Source organism: Nocardia sp. NPDC055050, assembly GCF_053608345.1.
Genome location: NZ_JBSGVG010000004.1, coordinates 174,133 through 190,778, shown reverse-complemented (window position 1 = coordinate 190,778; position 16,646 = coordinate 174,133). Strand labels below are relative to the sequence as shown.

General features: G+C 68.1%; 13 protein-coding genes. 7 read left to right on the top strand and 6 right to left on the bottom strand.

The window, feature by feature from the left end; translation table 11 throughout:
- Positions 1 to 6: 6 nt before the first annotated feature.
- From nbtC to ACWGCN_RS06725, 3 genes are read right to left on the bottom strand one after another with little or no spacing between them, the layout of a single operon-like run.
- Positions 7 to 3,150 carry a nocobactin polyketide synthase NbtC gene (gene nbtC, locus ACWGCN_RS06735; RefSeq protein WP_452458823.1) on the bottom strand — a complete coding sequence of 1,048 codons (3,144 nt, stop codon included), beginning with the start codon at positions 3,148 to 3,150 and terminating at the stop codon, positions 7 to 9.
- Positions 3,143 to 4,456: a beta-ketoacyl [acyl carrier protein] synthase domain-containing protein gene (locus tag ACWGCN_RS06730; protein ID WP_452458822.1), complete on the bottom strand. Its 1,314-nt coding sequence runs from the start codon at positions 4,454 to 4,456 to the stop codon at positions 3,143 to 3,145. The genes nbtC and ACWGCN_RS06730 overlap by 8 nt, the downstream gene beginning before the upstream one ends.
- On the bottom strand, positions 4,453 to 5,205 hold the full coding sequence (locus tag ACWGCN_RS06725; protein ID WP_379313202.1) for a thioesterase II family protein: 753 nt from the start codon (positions 5,203 to 5,205) through the stop codon (positions 4,453 to 4,455). Before ACWGCN_RS06725 ends, ACWGCN_RS06730 begins: the two co-directional genes overlap by 4 nt.
- Before the next feature lie 255 nt (positions 5,206 to 5,460).
- Between ACWGCN_RS06725 and ACWGCN_RS06720 the strand changes: the two genes are divergently transcribed.
- Positions 5,461 to 6,123, top strand: coding sequence for a GNAT family N-acetyltransferase (locus ACWGCN_RS06720; protein ID WP_452458821.1), 663 nt, complete (start codon positions 5,461 to 5,463; stop codon positions 6,121 to 6,123).
- A 61-nt stretch (positions 6,124 to 6,184) separates the two neighbouring features.
- On the opposite strand, the gene ACWGCN_RS06715 is transcribed toward ACWGCN_RS06720, so the two are convergent.
- Positions 6,185 to 7,453 (bottom strand): SidA/IucD/PvdA family monooxygenase, encoded by a 1,269-nt coding sequence (locus ACWGCN_RS06715; RefSeq protein ID WP_452458832.1) that lies wholly within the window; start codon positions 7,451 to 7,453, stop codon positions 6,185 to 6,187.
- A 105-nt stretch (positions 7,454 to 7,558) separates the two neighbouring features.
- Here ACWGCN_RS06715 and ACWGCN_RS06710 point away from each other — a divergent pair, with 105 nt between their 5' ends.
- From ACWGCN_RS06710 to ACWGCN_RS06700, 3 genes are all read left to right on the top strand, one after another.
- Positions 7,559 to 8,266, top strand: a complete 708-nt coding sequence (locus ACWGCN_RS06710) for a siderophore-interacting protein (protein ID WP_379316193.1) — start codon at positions 7,559 to 7,561, stop codon at positions 8,264 to 8,266.
- A gap of 100 nt (positions 8,267 to 8,366) precedes the next feature.
- Positions 8,367 to 8,786: a TIGR03667 family PPOX class F420-dependent oxidoreductase gene (locus ACWGCN_RS06705; RefSeq protein ID WP_378993677.1), complete on the top strand. Its 420-nt coding sequence runs from the start codon at positions 8,367 to 8,369 to the stop codon at positions 8,784 to 8,786.
- Positions 8,787 to 8,860: 74 nt separating this feature from the next.
- A complete protein-coding gene (locus tag ACWGCN_RS06700) occupies positions 8,861 to 10,072 on the top strand; it encodes a pyridoxal phosphate-dependent aminotransferase (protein ID WP_378632188.1) in 1,212 nt (403 codons plus the stop codon).
- A 147-nt stretch (positions 10,073 to 10,219) separates the two neighbouring features.
- On the opposite strand, the gene ACWGCN_RS06695 is transcribed toward ACWGCN_RS06700, so the two are convergent.
- Together ACWGCN_RS06695 and ACWGCN_RS06690 are read right to left on the bottom strand one after the other, a co-directional pair.
- Complete coding sequence (locus tag ACWGCN_RS06695; protein WP_452458820.1) at positions 10,220 to 11,956, bottom strand: ABC transporter ATP-binding protein; 1,737 nt, start codon at positions 11,954 to 11,956, stop codon at positions 10,220 to 10,222.
- On the bottom strand, positions 11,953 to 13,785 hold the full coding sequence (locus ACWGCN_RS06690) for an ABC transporter ATP-binding protein (protein WP_452458819.1): 1,833 nt from the start codon (positions 13,783 to 13,785) through the stop codon (positions 11,953 to 11,955). The genes ACWGCN_RS06695 and ACWGCN_RS06690 overlap by 4 nt, the downstream gene beginning before the upstream one ends.
- Before the next feature lie 408 nt (positions 13,786 to 14,193).
- On the opposite strand from ACWGCN_RS06690, the gene ACWGCN_RS06685 reads away from it, so the two are divergent.
- From ACWGCN_RS06685 to ACWGCN_RS06675, 3 genes are all read left to right on the top strand, one after another.
- On the top strand, positions 14,194 to 14,769 hold the full coding sequence (locus tag ACWGCN_RS06685) for a putative glycolipid-binding domain-containing protein (RefSeq protein WP_378993683.1): 576 nt from the start codon (positions 14,194 to 14,196) through the stop codon (positions 14,767 to 14,769).
- Positions 14,770 to 14,839: 70 nt separating this feature from the next.
- Positions 14,840 to 15,781 (top strand): RluA family pseudouridine synthase, encoded by a 942-nt coding sequence (locus ACWGCN_RS06680; protein ID WP_452458818.1) that lies wholly within the window; start codon positions 14,840 to 14,842, stop codon positions 15,779 to 15,781.
- 126 nt (positions 15,782 to 15,907) lie between these two features.
- Positions 15,908 to 16,642, top strand: a complete 735-nt coding sequence (locus ACWGCN_RS06675) for a CPBP family glutamic-type intramembrane protease (RefSeq protein WP_378993687.1) — start codon at positions 15,908 to 15,910, stop codon at positions 16,640 to 16,642.
- Positions 16,643 to 16,646: the final 4 nt, after the last annotated feature.

Genomic DNA, 16,646 nt, shown 5'->3' with positions numbered 1-16,646 from the left:
GGCCCCTCAGCCCTGGTTGGTGTTCTGTGCCATGAGCAGCACGACATCGTCGAGCGATGCGCCGCCGAGAATCGCCGCGACCGGCAGATCGCGATCCAGTTCCGCTCGCACGCGCTTGCGGAAGTCCAAGGCCTGCAGGGAATCGAGGCCGAGTGCGACCAAGGGCATGGTGGCGTCGATGGATTCGGCGCTGTCACCGCCGATCACCTTGAGCAGTTCGGTGCGCATGCGCAGGTCGAGCGGGAAATTATCGGTGGGCGCCGCGGGCGCCGCAGCGGCAACGTCCGCCGGAACCGCACTCACCGTGGCGGCGGGCGCCGGTGTCACCTGCGGTGCGGGCGTGGCGGATTCGAGACCGGTGAGCACGCTGGCCTGGCCGAACGCGCCGAGCACCTCGCGCAGGAAGTCCCAGTCGGCGGCGATGATCATGCCGTCGCGCACCGGCGCGGCGAGCCCTGCCTCGATCGCGTCCGCGGGCACCATCGGGAACACGCCTGCCTCCTCGACCCGGGCGAACCCGGCATCGTCGAGCGGGCCTGCCACGCTCCACAGCCCCCACTGCAGACTCGCGGCGGCGATGCCACGGGCGCGCAGCCTGCGGGCCGCCACGTCGAGCATGCGGTTGGTCACCGCGTACAGGACCTGTCCGCGTCCGCCCAGCGTCGCCGCCATCGACGAGCACAGCAGAACCCGGCAGTCCACGGTCAGCGCGACCGCGTCGATCAGGTTGTCCAGACCGCGCAGCTTCGCGGCGGCGGCGGTGCGCACGGCGTCGCCGGTGATCTGGTCGAGTTCGGCGTCCACATAGTTGACTGCGGCGTGAATCACCAGGTCGACCGGGCGATCGGCGATCTCCGCACCGAACGCCTTCGCGGCGTCGACATCGCTGACATCACACGACCGCACCACGATCTCGGTCGCGCCGATACCGCGCAGCCGAGCCAGTTCCGGTGCCAGCGCCTCGGTTTCGCCGCTGCGGCTCAGCAGCGTGACGCGGCCCGCTCCGGTGCGCGCCAGCTGATCGGCGAACCGCAGACCCAGCTGACCGGTACCACCGACGATCACCACGTGATCGAGATCTGTTCCGAGCGAACCGGTTTCATTGGTGGTATCGACGACCAGGCGCTTGACGAACAGCTTGCCGGCGCGCAGCGCCAACTCGGCTTCCCCGCTGGAGTGCACCGCACCGACGATCTTGGCGGCCTGGGCGGGAGCGGATTCGTTCGCGGCGAGATCGAGGTGCCGGAACAGGATTCCCGGGTTCTCGATACCCACACTGCGGAATCCGGCGCTGACGCCCGACTGGAACAGCCCGGGAATCGGGTCACCGTCGTGGACGGTCTCGCCGCCGACGGTCAGCAGCCAGCACTCGCCACCGGGACGCAGCGCGGACAATGCCGGGGCCCAGGCGCGTTCGGCGTAGAACCGCACCAGCGCGTCGATCGCACCGGCGCTGTCGTCGTCGCCGGCAGCGGGCAACAGCACGACCACGGAGTCAGCGGTGCCCACAGCGTGGTCCCGGGCGTCCTGGCCCGAAGGCGCGTCGGCGGCTCCGATCACGCGCGCGTCGGCGCCGTGGCGGTCCGCGGCGGCCACCAGGGCCGCGGCCAGCTCGGCGCATTCGCCGGTGTGGTCGACGACGAGGAGACTGCGCGGCGCGGTCAGCGCGCGACGCTGTACCGGAATCCACTGTTCCACCAGCCGTTGCGGTTTCGGGGTGGAAACCACGAGTTCGGCGGGGGTCTCATGGGCGCCGAGGGGAGCCCACAGTCGCTTGGCGTTGGTGACGGTGTGCGGGAAGTCGCGCAGCGGGAGGCTGACGGTGTCGTCGACGCGCAGTGCGTCCCAGCGGTAGTCGATGTCGAGGACAGCGACCTGGGCGAGATTGCGGGTGAACTCCGAGAGCCCGTCCGCGGTGCGCAGCGACGTGCCGAGGACGCGGAAATCCCGCGCGGGCAGACCGGGACGGTTCGGGACCAGGCTGAGGTTTTCCTGGATGGCCAGTTGCAGCACAGGGTGTTCGGCGACCTCGATCAGCAGGTCGACGCCGTCACTGCCCGCGCTGACCACGGCGCGGTCGAACCGGACGCGGTTGCGCAGGTTCCAGTACCAGTACTCCTCCTGCTTGAGGTCGGGCGTGATCATCTCGCCGAGAGTCGCGCCGTAGCACGGGATCTCGGAGGCGGAGAAGTTCGGTGCGCTCATCTCGTCACCGAGGAAGCCTTCGAACTCGGCCCGTACCTCGGCGACGATGGAGGTGTGTGCCGGGAAGGCGACCCGGATCTCCCGCGCGAACTGGCCGCGCGCGGTAGCGGCGGCCACCAGATCGACGACGGCGCCGCGTTCACCGGAGATGGCGATGATGTGCGGCGAGTTGACGACCGCGAGCTCGGCCCACCCCGAGTGCCGCGCCATCAGCGCTTCCACGCTCTCGCGGTCCATCCCGAAGACCGCCATCGAATAGCCGCGCGGGGACAGCCGGTCCGCGAGCAGGGCGCGATGGGTCACCGCGAGCACCGAATCACGCAGCGTCATCACGCCGGAGACCGCACCCGCGGCGAGTTCGCCCTGGCTGTGGCCGATGGTCGCGTGCGGATCCACCCCCGCGGCTCGCCACACCGCGGCCAGGCCCGTCATGTGGAACATCAACGCGGGCTGCACTTCCCACACCGTGTCCTCGTACTGCCCCTCGTTGCCGAGCAGGTAGTGCAGCGGCTGGGAATGCCCGAAGCGTTCGGCATGAATGGCGGCGCATTCGTCGACCACCGCGCGGTAGTCGGCCGACAGCTCATAGAACGTCGCGCCCATGCCGGGCCGCTGACTGCCCTGGCCGGGGAAGACGAACCCGATCCGGCGCGCGCTCGCCGGCACGTCGCCGTGCACGACGAGTGCGTGCTCGGAGCCGGTCGCGATCGCGTCGAGTGCGGACAACAGCTCATCGGTCGCCCCCGTCGGCGACGCCAGGATCAGCGCCCGGCGACGACGGGGCACGCGGGTGCGCAACAGCATGTCCGACAATCGTTGCGCGCTCGCCTCGGGATGCGCGGCAACATAGGCACGCAGGGCGGCCGCCTCGGCGCGCAGTCCCTCGACACTGTCGGAGGACAGCAGGACGGGAACGCTGCCGTCCGGTAAGCGGTACTCAGCCATGGTTGGTCTCCTCCAGCACCGGCAGGCCGACGATGGCGTGCGCGTTGGTTCCCGCGACGCCGAACGAGGACACCGCGGCATAGCGCAGGCCGTCCGCGCGCGGCGCCCAGTCGGTGAGTTCGGCGGCCAGGCGCAAACTGGTCGCGTCCCAGTCGATCTCAGTGTTGGGCGCGTCTGCCCACAGGCTCGGTGCGATGGCGCCGTGCGCACCGCACAGCAGCACCTTGATGAGCCCGAGCATCCCCGACGCGGCCTGGGCGTGGCCGGTGTTGGACTTCACCGAGCCGAGCAGAGGTCCGTCGGTGCGGTCCGGGTTGCCGTAAGTCGCTGCCAGTGCGGTCAATTCGAGCGGGTCGCCGACGGCGGTGCCGGTGCCGTGGCCTTCGATCAGGCCGATGTCGTCGGCGCTGATCCCGGCCGCGGCGACCGTGTCCTCGATCAGCCGCTGCTGAGCGCCCGCGCTCGGCACCGCGATCGGGGCGCCGGAACCGTTGTGGTTGACCCGCGAACCGAGCAGCTGCCCGTAGATCCGGTGCCCCAGCGCCTTCGCCCGCGATTCCCGTTCCAGCACGATGACTCCCGCGCCCTCTGCCCAGAGGGTGCCGGTGGGGTCGGCGGCGTAGGAACGGCAGTGGCCGTCGGTGGCGAGGGCGTTGTTCTTGGAGAACTCGTAGAACGCGCCGGGCGAACCCATCACGCACACTCCGCCGGCCAGCGCCCATTCGCACTCGCCCGCGCGGATCGCCGAGGCCGCCTGGTGCACGGCGGTCAGCGACGACGCGCACGCGGTGTCCACACTGATCGAGGGACCGACCAGGCCGAGGCCGTGGGAGATGCGCCCGGCGACCGCGCCGAGCGCCGTCCCTGTGGCGCGATAGCCGCTGTACTCGTTCACCGAGCCCACCCGTGGCCCGTATTCGACGGTCGAGACGCCCATCCACACACCGGCCGAATCACCTTCCAGCGCACCGGGATTGATGCCCGCGTGTTCGAGCGCGCGCCACGCGACCCGCATGGCCACGCGCTGCTGCGGATCCATCGCCACCGCTTCGCGCGGGGTGATGCCGAAGAACTGCGCGTCGAAGTCGGTCGCGCCGTCGAGGAACCCGCCCGCGTCACGGACCGGCGCCCAGCCTTCGAGCCTGCCGAGGGCGAACAGTTCGTCGAGCGGCCAGTCACGGTCGCGCGGGAACGGGCCGATCAGCTCACGCCCGGAAGCGAGGGCGGACCAGAAGTCGGGCAGGGTCTCGACGCCGCCGGGGGCTTCGACACCCATCCCGACGATCACGATGGGATCGGAGTTCATCGCGCGAGCGCCTTGCCGACGAGCGCCTCGGCGATGCCGTCGATGTTCTCGTCGAGGTAGAAGTGACCGCCCTCGAACAGGTTGACCTCGATCTCGGCGGTGGTGCTCTGGTCCCAGCCGTAGAGGTCGCGCGGCCCGACGAACGGGTCGTCATCGCCACCGAGCACCAGCACGGGTGTCGCGACAGCCACGTCGGGACCACAGGAATAGGCGTCGAAGGCGCGGTAATCGGCCTTCAGGACCGGCAGCGCCATCCGCATCACCTCACGGCTGGCCATCACGTCGGCGCCGGTGCCGTTGAGCGTGGCCATGTGGTCGAGCAATTCGTCGTCCTCGGTGGGATGTGCGGGGAGCTCGGCGATTCGGTGCGGTGCGGCGGCAGCGGAGACCACCAGCAAACGCACGGACAACCCCGCGGCCTCGGCCAGCCGGACGAATTCGAACGCGACGATGGAGCCCATGCTGTGACCGAAGACGGTGAGCGGTGCGCCGGTGTTGTGCGCGGAGTCGCGGAACGCCGCGAAGGCGCCGGCGGCCAGCTCGGGCAGAGTCTGCGCGGCGGCTTCGCGCGCGCGGTCCTGACGGCCGGGGTACTGGACGATCGCGGTGTCGAAGTCGGCGGCCATACGCTTGGCGAACACCCGATATGCCGAGGCGCCCGCACCCGCGTGCGGGAAGACGATCAGCGGCGGTAGGGAATCGGTCCTGGGGGCCTGAAATTGCCTGATCCAGCCGAGTTCTCTTGCCATGTCGCTCTCCCTTACCGGCCGCGCAAAGCTGCGCGGCCGTTTCGCACTATCCAAACGCCGCGCTCACGCACGGGCCCGCCCGGCGCTGTCGTCCGGAACGGGGCGAATCCTGTTGCATCCGAATCCGACCCGAATCGGGAACGGCCCGGCTATCACCGGGCGATCGGTCGGGCAACAGTAACACCCAGCCATTAGTATAGGCTAGCCTTACCAATCGAGGTGACCAAGGTTACGATTGAACGGAGCACCGAGTAGATGAACCCCGCCGGGACCCCCACCGCGCTGCCCCGCGAGCAGACCGATCTGCCCGCCGAGGTGGCCGCCGCGCCCGCACCCGTGCTGCCGGTCTTCGCGGCGCCGTTCAGCCTGCGCCTGGCCGATCCCGACGGCACCGATCCCGAGCTGCTCGCCGAATGGATGGCCCGCCCACACCTGCTCGAATCCTGGGAACAGGACTGGGACGCCGACCGCCGCCGCGAGAACTTCCGCGCCCAGCTGGCCGGAACCTATTCCCGCCCTTGCATTCTCAGCCTGGACTTCGCCGTCCTCGGCGAGCCCGAACTCGGTGTGCGCGACATCGCCTACCTGGAGTTCTACCGCGCCGCCAAGGACGAGATCGGTCGCTTCTACGACAGCGACCCCAGCGATACCGGCTTCCACATCGCCACCGCCGACACCGCGGTGATCGGCAAGGGCATCATGTCCGCCTGGATCTCCACCATGACCACCGCCGTCTTCGCGGCCGATCCCGCTTGCCGCCGCGTGTTGGCCGACCCCGACCACCGCAACGTGGCGATCGCCCGCAGCCTGGCCAAGGCCGGGTTCCAGCCGATCGGCGAGATCGACGTCCGTCCCGACCGGCGGATCGCGTTGCAGTACGTCCCGCGCACTCCGGAAGACATCATCACGCCGCGTTGAGCGCAAGAAAGCCGAACACAAAAGAGCCCCTCTCGTCGAGAGGGGGCTCTTTTGTGTGCACTCAGCGCGCGATGGCGGCAGCCCGCGCCCGAGCAGGCACCGTTTGCAGCACCCGGTCCGAAAGTTCGCCGAGGCAACTGAGGTTCGGGAACCCCGGCCCCTGCGCCATCGCGGCCATATTGGGCAGATAGAGCTTGCCGCCGAGCCCGGTGACCGCCAGGTCGTAGCCGATCGACGACTCGATCCGCGACTGCGTCAACGCACCGCCGACGGCGAGCTCGAGCCGATCCGCGGTCCGCTGATCGAACATCTCGAGGAACCACAGCGGCTGACCACCGGTGGCATCCACCACCAGGTCGAAGTTGTGGACCTGGTCGGCGCGCAACTCGTTGCTCAGCGTCAAGGCCAGTGATTCGCCCTGCGGCGCGATCTTGGTGACCCGCCCCTGCAGGTGATGAACGCGGTTGTCGCCCAACAGACTTTCCTGCACACGCACCGAGAACACCCCGCGGTCGGTGCGCCGGATCACGTCGCGCCGTTCCTGGATGCTCAGCGCCGCCCACTTCACGGGGTCGCTGAACAGCGAGTTCTCGAAGAAGCTCTCGCCACGGGTGTAGAGGGTGGCCAGCGGCGAGATCACCGAGATGGTGAGCATCTCGTGGCGAACCAGCTCGTCCAGCGCCGAACCGCCGGTCTCGCCGCCACCGATCACCGCGGCGCGGGAGGCGGCGGGCAGCGTGCGTTTGCCTGCCCGGTCCCAGAATTCGGCGATGCTGAGCACACGGGGATGGTCGAGGAGGGCACGGCTGCTGCGGCCGGGGCCGGTGATCATCAGGCCGTCGGCGGTGAGCCGGCTCTGCGCGCCGTCGGCGTCGACCACGTCGACCTGCCACTCACCGTCGCCGTGACCGATCTTGTCCACCCGACCGAGCACCAGCTCGAGGTCGATGGACTTCGCGACCCACTGCAGGTACTTGGCCCACACATGGTGTTGCGGACTCGGCCTGCCGCGGTCGATCCACTCGGCATAGGTGCCGTGTTCGATCAGGAACGTGGTCCAGCTGAAGGCGGCCATCGCGTGATCGATATCGCGGTTGCGCCCGCGCGCCCAGGTGGAGTGGTACGGGAAGCCGACGTCCTTCTCGGGGCTGGTGCCCAGCCGGTGCTGCCCGTCGGTCCAGCCGCCGGTGGGCAGCCAGTTGCCGCCGACCGCATGCGCCTCGACTGCGACCACGCGCGGAGCGGGCATCCCGAGGGAGCGCAGAACGTGTGATTTAGTCGCCACCGCAAGGGCTTTCGGCCCAGCACCGACTACCAGGAGGGTATCCACCGGTTCGTTCTCCACTCTCTCACGCACCAGCCCATATTTGCATAGGCTTACCTTATTTAACCACCGGAGCAGACAAACAAGTGTCGTTAGGCTAACCTAACGAACATGGGTAAGGGATTGAACGGTCTGATAACCAAGGCCTGGGGCGGCGCCGACTACCGGCTGACGGTGACCTCCAACGAGGAGATCACCGACAAGTTCATCCGCATCGGCTTCACCGCGGGCGGCCTGCTCGCCGACCACCCGGTGCACCCCACCCAGTGGATCCGCCTGTGGATTCCTGACGCGACCAGCGACAAGCTGCACCACCGCGGCTACACGCTGGTCGACCAGAACCCCGACGAAGACACGATGAGCATAGATTTCGCTCTGCACAACGGTCCGGCGGCCGACTGGGCCCGCCGCGCGAAGCCGGGCGACCTGCTCGACGCCACCGTGCTCGGCTCGGACTTCCAGCTCCCGGAGCAGACCCCGAGCGAGTACGTCATCTTCGGCGACACCGCCTCGCTGCCGGCCATCAACTCGCTGCTCGACGCCATCGGCGACACCCCCGCGCGAGTCTGGCTGGAATGGCAGTACGAGTCCGACAAGACCATCCCGGTCAACAACAAGCCCCACCACACCCTCACCTGGCTCCAGCGTGTCGACGACGGCCGCCTGCTGCGCGAGGCCGCGCAGGAAATCACCTGCGTCCCCGGCACTTACGGCTGGGTCACCTGCGACGGCCACACCACCCGCTCGATCGTGAAGTCTCTCAAGACCCAGCACGCCCTGCCCAAGACCTCGATCAAGGCGCAGGCCTACTGGAAGTAAGCGAACCGGTTCCGCGACAGCCCGCGAGGCGGGTGGCGGGCCGACGGGATTTCGGCGAGGGTGGGGGTGGAAGTTGTCCCCTGCCTGCGAGGAGAGCACCGTGTCCATTCTCGATGCCGCTACCCCCTTCGGCGAAGAGGTCGGCAAGCGACTGGCCGAGGAACACGTGATCTGGTTGACCACCATCGGCGCGGACACCACCCCGCAGCCGAACCCGGTGTGGTTTCACTGGGAGAACGACGAGTTCCTCATCTTCACCATGCCCGAGGCCAAGAAGCTGCGGCACCTCGCGCACAATCCGCGGGTCGCGCTCAACTTCAACGCCACCGAGAGCGGTGGCGAGGTCGCCGTCTTCACCGGCACGGCACGCGTGAACGAAGCGCCCACCGAGGACGAGATCGCCCACTACGCAAGGAAATACACCAGGGGCTTCGTCGACATCAAGATGACCCAATCGGAATTCTTCGAGGCCTACTCGGTGCCGATCCGTGTCGCCCCGGACCGCCTGCGCGGCTTCTGAACTGCCGCGGTGCGTGCGCCGGAACCCGGCGAGTACTGTGGCGAGCTCCGTCCGTATCACGGTGGGGAGCCGACATGCAGTTCAAACAGTCGAGCAAGCTCGCGAATGTTTCCTATGAGATCCGCGGCCCGATAGCCGAGCACGCCGCTCGACTCGAGGTCGAGGGACACCGGGTGATCAAGCTCAATACCGGTAACCCGATGCAGTTCGGCTTCGACGCACCATCGGAGCTGCTGCGCGACATCATCGCCAACCTGCCGTCGTCGGCGGGCTACGCGACCTCCAAGGGGTTGCTGCCCGCCCGGCGCGCGGTGGTGCAGTACTACGAGGGCCGCGGCGTCGACGATCTCGATATCGAGAACGTCTTCCTCGGCAACGGCGCGTCCGAACTCATCATGATGGCGATGACCGCGCTCATCGAGAACGGCGACGAAGTCCTCGTCCCCGCACCCGATTTCCCGCTGTGGACCGCCGCCGTGCATCTCAACGGCGGCAAGGCGGTGCACTACCTGTGCGACGAGAGCGCCGACTGGTATCCCGACATCGCCGACATCGCCGCCAAGATCACCGACCGCACGCGCGCCATCGTGATCATCAACCCGAACAATCCGACGGGCGCGGTGTATCCGACCGAGGTGCTCGAGCAGATGCTCGAACTCGCCCGCCAGCACAATCTGATCGTCTGCTCCGACGAGATCTACGACAAGATCCTCTACGACGACGTCGCCCACACCGTCACCGCCTCGCTCGCGCCCGACCTGCTGTGTCTGACGTTCAACGGCTTGTCCAAGGCGTACCGGCTCGCCGGTTTCCGGTCCGGCTGGCTCACCGTCTCCGGCCCGACCCGCCATGCCGAGAGCTACCTCGAGGGCCTGACGATGCTGTCGGGACTGCGGCTGTGCGCGAATGTTCCCGCACAGCAGGCTGTGCAGGCGGCGCTGGGCGGGCACCAGAGCATCCACGAACTCACCCTGCCCGGTGGTCGACTACTCGAACAGCGTGATCGGGCGTGGACCGCCCTCAACGCGATTCCCGGCGTGTCCTGTGTGAAGCCGAAGGGCGCGCTCTACGCCTTCCCCAAGCTCGACCGCGCGACCTACCGGATCGACAACGACGAGAAGTTCGTGCTGGACCTGTTGCTGGCCACCAAGATTCACGTCGTGCAGGGCACCGGCTTCAACTGGCCCTCCCCCGACCACTTCCGCATCGTCACCCTGCCGCAAGCCGATGAGCTCGACCAGATCATCGGCAGGATCGGCGAATTCCTCTCCACCTACCACCAGTAACACAAGCGGCCGGCGCCGCACTTCTCGGCCCTGTTCCCCACCTCTTCCCTCCCTCCGGGCACTCCTTCGTCGCACCCTCCACTCAGTCCAGAGGCGGGCGGGCCGAGAAGCCTCGGCGGTGTCGCGACACCGCCGAGGCCCTGGCGTTTATGCGGAGACCGGTTCCAGACGCCAGCCAGTTGCCCGCTCGCGCTCGTTCCAGAACGCGGCGTAGCGACCGTTCAGCGCGAGCAGCTCCGCGTGCGTACCACGTTCGGCGATCCGGCCCTTGTCCAGGAAGAGGATCTGGTCGGCATGGGCGATCGTCGAGAGACGGTGCGCCACGACGAGAACCGTCTTGTCCCTGGTGAGTTCGTGGATGCCACGGACCACCACGGCCTCGCTATGCGGGTCCAGCGCACTGGTCGCCTCGTCGAGCAGGACGATCGGGGCGTCCTTGAGCAGGGCGCGAGCGATCGAAACCCGTTGACGCTCACCGCCCGACAGCGAGGTGCCGCCTTCGCCGACGGTGGTGTCGAAACCGTCCGGGAGGCGATCGACGATCTCGTCGACCCTGGCCGCCACCGCCGCGCGGTGCAGCTCGTCGTCGGTGGCGTCGGGCTTGCCGATGCGGATGTTGTCGGCGACCGAGCGGTTGAACAGGTAGACGTTCTGGAAGACCAGCGAGAGCTGGTCGAGCAGGGTGTCCGAAGGTTGCCTGCGCACATCGTGTTCGCCCACCGAGACCGCGCCGGAATCGACATCGTAGAAGCGGGCGGCCAAGCGCAGCAGGGTGGTCTTGCCGGAACCACTGGGTCCGACGATGGCGGTGGTGGTGCCGGCGGGGACGGTGAAGGTCAGATCCGACAGGACCGGTTCGCCGGGGCGGTAGCCGAAGCTCACCTCGTCGAAGACCACCGCGGGCGCACCGGGGGTGACCGGTTCGGTCGCGGCGGGCAGGGGTGATTCGGCGAGCAGGTCGGTGATGCGGTCGGCGGCCGCGGCGGCCGAGCGCAGGGCCGTACCCAGCTGGGCGGCCTGGTTCACCGGTTCGATGAAGCGCGCGCTCACCGCGATCAGCGCGATGGCCGCGGCGGCCGAGATCGCGCCATCGGTCACCTGGACGACCGCGATATACGCGAGCACCAGGAACACGGCCTGCACGAACAGCGCGAACACGGTCAGCCCCGGCACGGTCGCGACCATCATCTTCAGCACGGCCGAACGTTGCCGCACCAGTGCCGAATCCAGCTTCTTGTTCCCCGCGCCGACCGCACCGAACGCGCGCAGCACCGGCTGGGCCTGCGCGAACTCCACCACCCGCGAGTCGGCCTCGGCCGCGGCGGCGTGCAGCCGGGCGTCGGCGCCGGTGTAGGCGCGATTGGCGAGATTGTTCACCAGGTAGAGCACCGGTGCGGCGAGCAACATCGCCACGCCCACGCGCCAGTCGATGAACAGCATCCCGATCGCGACGACCAGCGGCACGATGACGCCGGTGAGCACCTTGGTGAGCAGATAGGCGATCAGGCCCTGCATTTCGCGCACCTGCTCGACCATCACCCGCGAGAGTGGGCCCGCGTCACGATCTTCGAACCAGCCCAGCGGCAACGCGTTGAGCTGATCGCCGAGCCGGGTCTGCAGACCGCGCTGCATGCCGAGGCCGATCCGCAGACCGATCACGGCCTGCAGGTAACCGAAGACGACCACACCGGCCACGGCGACGGCCATGCCGAGCGCCCACAGCCACGCGCCGCTCAGATCGTCACCGAACAGCGCTTCCAGCACCGGAACCAGCAGCAGATACGCGATGGCCTGGCACAGCGCCTGCACCACGATCACGCCGAGCAGCCGCGAGATCAGGGGGGCGAACTCGTCGGGGACGAGCCGGAAAACCTTGCGAATCATCGTGTTTCCTCCACCAGGGCGAGCGCGCCGAGGGCAGCTTCGTTGATCTCCCACAGCCGCTGATACAGGCCACCGCCGGCCCGCAGTTCCGCGTGCGTGCCCTGTTCGACCAGGGTTCCGTTGTCCATCACCAGGATTCGATCGACTCCGGTGATGGTGTGCAGGCGGTGCGCGATGACCAGCACCGTGCGCCCGGCGACCAGGGCCGCCAGTGCGTCCTGGACCGCGGCCTCGGATTCGGGATCGGCGAACGCGGTCGCCTCGTCGAGGACGAGGACCGGGGTGTCGGCCAGCAGTGCGCGGGCGATCGACAGCCGCTGCGCCTCGCCGCCCGACAGCGTGGCGTCGACGCCGATCTCGGAGTCGTAGCCGCGGGGCAGCGCCAGGATCCGGTCGTGGATCTGAGCGGCCCTGGTGGCGCGTTCGATGGCCTCGGTGTCCGCGCCGGGGCGGGCCAGCAGGAGGTTCTCGCGAATGGTGCCACGGATCAGGCGCACGTCCTGGAACACGAATCCGACCGTGCGATAGAGCTCTTCGCTGGTGAATTCGCGAATATCGCGGCCGTCGATGGTGATTCGCCCCGCACCCACGTCGTAGAAGCGCGGCAGCAGCTTCGCCAGGGTCGACTTACCGGAACCGCTCGGGCCGACCAGGGCGGTGATGGTGCCGGGGGTCAATTCGAGGTCGATGCCGCGCAGCACGTCGTGGCCGGTGCGGTAGGCGAACTCGACGCCTTCGAAACCCACGATGCCGGTCTGCGCGCCCGCGGGCGTTTCGGCGATCTCCAGTTCCGGGGTCTGCAGGAGTTCGTGCAGGCGCAGGGCCGCGGCGCCACCGGCGCGCAGGGCCTGCGAACCGTAGCCGAGGCCGAGCAGCGAACTGCCGATACCCAGCCCGACCAGCAGGAACGGCAGCAGATCGAGCGGGTCCACCCAGTCGAGTCCCACACCGGCGAGACCACCGAGGACCACCACCAGCATGACGAACACGGGCATCACCACGATGTCGGAGGCCGCCTGCACACGAATGATCGGCGTCTTCATCCGATGCGCCGCCTGGACCTGACCTTCGACGGCGTCCTGGAACTCCCTGTGCGCCTTGCCCGCCTGACCGAACGCCCGGACCACCTGGATACCGTCGACGAACTCGACCGTGGCGGCGGACAGCCGACGCTCCCACCGGGTGTACACCGCGAGGCGATCGCGGCCGTCGCGGTCCATGATCTTGCTGAACAGGATCATGTAGGCGATCAGCGGAATCATCAGAACCAGCGTGAGTCGCCAGTCGACGGTGAACAGGTAGCCGAGAGTGACCAGCGGGACCACCAGCGCGCCGATGAAATCGAGGCGGGCGTGCGCGACCAGGAAGTGCAGGGCGTCGACATCGTCGCGCAGATAGCCTTTGACCTCACCGGAGCTGCGCTCGCCGAACCAGCCGAGCGGCACCCGGGTGAGCTTGGCCGCGAGCAGCCTGCGCAGCGTGAGCTGGTAGCCGGCGTCGACCGCGTGCGACCAGCTCAGTGCCACGACCTGGAGCAACGCCCGCACAACGAGCACGATCACGGCCGCGCCGAACAGCCACCACACCCGGTCGGTGTCGACCGGAGAGTTCAGCAGTTCACGGCAGGCCGCCACGATCAGCAGGAACGGGACAACCGAGCACACCGAGGCGAGCGCGACGATCAGGCTCGCCACCGTCAGCATCCCCGATACCGGTGCCAGAATCTCCTTGCGCGCCAGCGCTTCCCGCTGCTTCTGCGCTTTCGCTGCCGCCTTGGGCAGCCGGTTCCCCGACTCCGCCCCCGGCGGCGGCGCTACCTGCACCGTCATATCGTTCTCGCCTCTCGACCTGTCCGCGGCAACTCCGCCAAAGGTAGGTTAGCCTAAGTTGAGTGCTTGTGGACGATCGGGGAAGGTTGTGTGAACTGCCCGTCAACCCGTCGGCAATTCACTCTTTCGGGCGTAATTTCCTCCCTACCTCTTGATCTCGTGTAGCGGTGGGAGAACGAAAATGTTTGTCACGTCAATCATTTCAGCAATCGCCGATTGCCATTCCGACCCTGGAAAGCTGTCGCCCGAACAGGCGCATCGGGCGATGCAGATACATCTCGAATGCAGCGTCGACCTGTGCCGGGTGCGACGGCGTGCGCGTCAAGTCCTCGTCGAAGCGAAACTGATGGTGCTCGATCAGCGGGCAGGTTAGCGATTGAGCGACGGAATTGCGGGAATGCGTTTCCCATGTTCACTCCGCTGCCTTCTTCGGCCGCCTGGTTACACCGGGACGCGCGTACCGGATTCGAGGTCACGTATTTCCGTGACGATGCGCGCGGAGTTCTCGTCGAAGGGTGCGCGACGGCGGTCGAGGACGGGATCACCTGGGTGATCGACTACCGGCTGCGGCTCGACGGGAGCTGGCACACCCGGTCGGCGCAGATCGTCGGACGGTATCCCGAGGGCAGGCGGTCGGTGACCGTGCAGTCCGATGGGCTGGGGCGCTGGCAGGTCGACGGCACGGTCGCGCCCGAGCTCGACGGGTGTCTCGATATCGATCTCGAGGCGTCGGCGTTCACCAATGCCTTGCCGGTGCACCGCCTCGGGCTCGCGGTCGGCGACGGTGCCGACGCGCCCGCCGCCTATGTGCGCGCCGCCGACCTCACCGCGGCCCGATTACCGCAACACTATCGCCGGATCGCCGACGGGGTAGGTCAGCGCTACGACTACCGTGCTCCCGAATTCGACTTCCACGCCACCCTGGACTACGACGAGTCGGGTCTGATCATCGACTACCCCGGGCTGGCCACACGCACCGCGTGATCGACGACGTCGAGCAGGTTCCGAGGGGCCGAGAGCACCCGGCTCCACCGGCTCGACAACACTTCTTCCTATGCGACGTAGGCAGCAGCCGCCGCTGCCGAAACGGCACGGCCTCGATCCCGCCCGACTCCGGCTCCCGGAGGACGGGCAGTGGACGACCGTGCGCGACCACCTCGTCGAGCGGTTGCCGCGGGTGGATCCGGCCAGGATCGACGCGATGCTGGTGGCGGGCGAGATCGTGGATCTGGAAGGTCCGCTGAGACCCGACGCGCCGTTCGTGCCGGGCGGCGCCGTATGGTTCCACCGCGATCTGCCCGTCGAGACCGAGGTGCCGTTCGAGATCGGGATCGTGCACCGCGACGACGACATCCTCGTGATCGACAAGCCGCACTTCCTGGCGACGATCCCGCGCGGTCAGCACATTCTCCAAACGGCGCTGGTGCGGTTGCGCAACGAGCTCGAACTGCCCGACCTGATCCCGGCGCACCGACTGGACCGGGTCACCGCGGGCCTGCTGCTGTTCGTGGTGAATCCGGCCCGGCGCGGCGCCTATCAGACGATGTTCCACCGCAAGACCGTGCGCAAGGAGTACGAGGCCATCGCGCCCTACGATCCCGCGCTCGCGCTGCCGCGGACCGTGCGCAGCCGGATCATCAAGGAGAAGCAGGTGCTCGCCGCTTTCGAGGTGGACGGCGAGCCCAATGCCGAGACCGAGGTCGACCTGGTCGAACACCGCGACGGGCTCGGGCGCTACCGCCTTCGCCCGCACACCGGTCGAACCCATCAGCTGCGCCTGCATATGAACGGGCTCGGCGTGCCGATTCTCGGCGACGATTTCTACCCCGTGATCACCGATAAGTCGGTCGACGATTACACGCGGCCGTTGCAATTGCTGGCGGCCTCGCTCGAATTCACGGATCCGATCAGCGGGGCCCCGCGACGGTTCGAGACGCGGCGCGAGTTGCAGGCCTGGACCGATATGGCCGGATGGTCCGGGTCGGCTGTCGAGTAGCTCACAGCACCGCGCCGACTGTCGATCTTGGTGGGCTCATTCCGGGCCGCTCAACGCAGGGGTAGCGGGTTTTCACGCATTCACCGGACCGTTTTCGTTTCGTGATATTTCCGTACACTCGGTCGGGTGCCCGTACCCGCCGTCGCCGATTCCCCGCCGAAGCTCCATGCCTACATCGATATCGCGGTGGTCGTCGTCGTGCTGGCAGGCACCAATCTGATCGCTCACTTCACGACCGCGTGGGCCAATATCGTCACCGTTCCCGTCGCGGCGTTCGCGCTCTTGGCGCTGATGCGCAGGCGGGGGCTGGGCTGGGCGGAACTCGGGCTGTCACCCAGGCACTGGAAGCGCGGCACGGTGTACGCGCTCGGTGCCGTCGGGATCGTGCTCACCGCGGTCGCGATCGGCGCTCTCTTGCCGCTCACCAGGCCGTTCTTCCTCGCCGATCGCTACGCCACGATCTCGGGCGCACTGATCGCGTCGATGATCGTGATCCCGCTGCAGACGGTGATCCCCGAAGAACTCGCCTTCCGCGGGGTACTGCACGGCACACTCGACCGGGTCCTCGGTGTCCGCGGGCTCTTCGCCGCCGGCTCGCTGATGTTCGGCCTCTGGCACATCGCGTCTTCGTTCGGCCTCACCTCCGGCAACAAGGGACTGTCCAGCATCGTCGGCGGCGGCGTGCTCGGCCAAATGGCCGGGATAGCACTCGCCGTAGCGGCCACGGCCGCCGCGGGCGTCGTGTTCACCTGGCTGCGCCGCCGCAGCGGTAGCCTTCTCGCACCCATCGCCCTGCACTGGTCGCTCAACGGCGCGGGCGCACTCGCCGCCGCCGTCGTCTGGCACACCGCCCTGCGCTGAAGCC